Source organism: Pedobacter sp. 01T416_2, from assembly GCF_056398925.1.
Genome location: NZ_JBFTQI010000795.1, coordinates 1 through 2,625, shown reverse-complemented (window position 1 = coordinate 2,625; position 2,625 = coordinate 1). Strand labels below are relative to the sequence as shown.

The following is a 2,625-nucleotide window of genomic DNA, read 5'->3' as shown; positions in this document are numbered from 1 at the left end:
ATACTAACGAGCCTAATACAATTGCAAAGAAATTATCCTGTATCACTGATAGAGATCCTGAGCATAAGTTGCCAGGGGCAGGTCAAAGATTTAAGTACTGCTATCCTTTTGAATACAATTCTCTTGCAGCCAATAGCTATCGGGAAAATTCCTCTGCTAATTTGAGAACCTATTCTACTCATCCTAATATCCGGTTTTTTAGTCAGGATGAAATTAAAGGGAAAACCTTGGAATATGATCTAATCATTTACAATCCCTCATGTAAAATGCTCTTGACCGAAAATATAAGCAATGTTGATGAGCTGAAAAATCTAATGGCGGCTGTAGATAATGGAGATGATATTGCTAAGATTGAGGCAGCAGGAGTGCTGCGTAATAGTGATGAAAACACCAGAATATTAAATTCGCTCAAACTACCGGCTGTTTTATGGACGCCCCGGGAAAAAACGGTGGGATTACTTGCGGCAAGGTATTTAAAGTCGGTTGGGAAAGGACAGAATGCGCTGGAACTTGCAATGGTTCTGGAAGAAAACCTTAACGAGCAGTCTCCTTTGACTTTTGTTGTTCCTCAATATATCACCGAAGCAATTGACTGGGTATGTCCATAAAAACTATAGATTCAAAAACGATAGTCGCTGACTTTGATACTCATATCAAAGTATCGGCTGGGCCTGGTGCAGGCAAGACCGAATGGTTGATTAGGCATATGATCAATGTGCTAAATAAATCTGAAAAACTTGGCATATCAAGAAAAATTGCATGCATAACCTATACTAACATTGGGGTAGAGACGATAGTAAAAAGACTTGGAGATGGTGCGCACCGAGTTGAGGTCTCGACCATTCATGCTTTCCTATATAAACATGTGCTTAAGCCTTATGCACACTTTCTCCCAGAAAGTTATGAACTAGCAGCTGGTAAAATTAAAGGACATGACGACAAAATTGTATCAGGGTATCAATTTTTAAAGGATTGGAAAGCAAGAACAGGGCAGCTGAGGATAACTGATGATGCTAAAGTGAGATCTGCATTAAAGTCCTTAAAATGGTCATTTGATGCATCTGGGGCTTTAGTGGTTAAAACTCCTTTTCCTGTAAAAATAGGAGCCTATCCGATAAAAAACGATTCTTATCTGGTTTATAAGAAAATGACTTGGGCAAAGGGTATTATCCATCATGATGATGTACTTTATTTATCTTTCGAGCTCATTAGGCTCTTTCCCTTCATCTTGGAAGTCTTGAGGGCAAAGTTTCCTTACTTTTGTATTGATGAGTTTCAGGATATCAGTCCAATCCAGCTCAGCCTCCTTAGGGAAATTATCCAAAAAGAAACTAAGGTTTGTATCGTAGGTGACAATGCTCAATCAATCTATTCTTTTATGGGCGCAGTTCCAGACCAGTTTGTTAGTTTTTCAGCCCTGGGTATGAAGTCTTTTAAGATAGATGATAACTGGAGAAGCACTGAAAAAATTGTGGATTTATTGAATCTGGTTCGAAGGGATCTTGTGCAGAAAGGAATGCGTGGTGATATGGGAAATCCACCCGTTATCGTAGTGGGTGATAAGTTATCCGCCTTGTCTTTGGTGACCTCCCAGACCATGAGCCGCAACTTATGTACGCTTACAAGAGATAATCTTCTTGCCAATGCCGTTCGCAAAGGACTTTCCATTAATGTGGGGGAGGATCTGATCGATAAATTAAGTGAAATAGATTCTAATTCGGAACGCAGAAGAGCGATTGTAAGATGCGCAAAGGCTATAGAATATGCACAGCAGGGATTTTTTAAAGATGCTTTAAAGGAAACGGCAAAAATGCATGGTATTGAAGATGATCATTTAGGGAAGAAAAAAAGCCTCGAAATATTAAAGTATTTAGTTAATGGTAAGGCCTCCTTTGTTGACGGGACTTTGATCGACTTTTTCAATTTTATAAATTCAAGTGGAATTTCGACTTTGGCAAAACCAAGCAAGGACCCCTTGAAGAATTTTATGCTTACCAGCACTTATTCTGATTTTTCTGCCGGAGTGAAGGCGCTTGATGAAGCCCTTCCATTTCGAACGATTCATAAGTCAAAGGGGGATGAGTTCGATTCTGTCCTACTTGTTTTATCTCCTGATAAAAATGGAATATACAAAGAGGATCAAGAACTATCTTTTTTGTTGGCGCCGGATCTATCCAATGAAGAGCATCGGATAAAATATGTTGCAATGAGTCGGGCAATGAATCATTTGTATATAAATCTGCCCGAATTGAGTTCAGTAGCAAAAGCCAGACTAGAAACAATTGGCTTCGTTGTAGTGTAGGAAACATCATGTATTTCATATGGTGCGTTTGTTGTGTACAAAAGATGTAAACTAATTCTATTATTATGATTCAAAAAAGACATATAAATTCAGACGAGTTAATATTGTATTTACTTGGCAATCCATTTGGTGGCCACTTTGCACTGAAATAACTTCAAATTTATTAACTGTGGAGAGAAAGATAACTTGGTAAAACAGTAGATTTATTTTTGAATTGAAATATAACGTAGTTTGCACTGAAATAACTTCAAATTTATTAACTGTGGAGAGAAAGATAACTTGGTAAAACAGTAGATTTATTTTTGAATTGAAATATAACGTAG

At 37.8% G+C, this 2,625-nt stretch carries 2 protein-coding genes; both read left to right on the top strand.

Annotation, left to right across the window (positions count from 1 at the left end; all coding sequences use genetic code 11):
- A partial coding sequence (locus AC1DPQ_RS24190; RefSeq protein ID WP_477611129.1) for a hypothetical protein occupies nt 1–608 on the top strand: 608 nt, incomplete at its 5' end.
- Nucleotides 599–2,302: a UvrD-helicase domain-containing protein gene (locus tag AC1DPQ_RS24185; RefSeq protein WP_477611128.1), complete on the top strand. Its 1,704-nt coding sequence runs from the start codon at nt 599–601 to the stop codon at nt 2,300–2,302. The genes AC1DPQ_RS24190 and AC1DPQ_RS24185, both read left to right, overlap by 10 nt.
- Nucleotides 2,303–2,625: the final 323 nt, after the last annotated feature.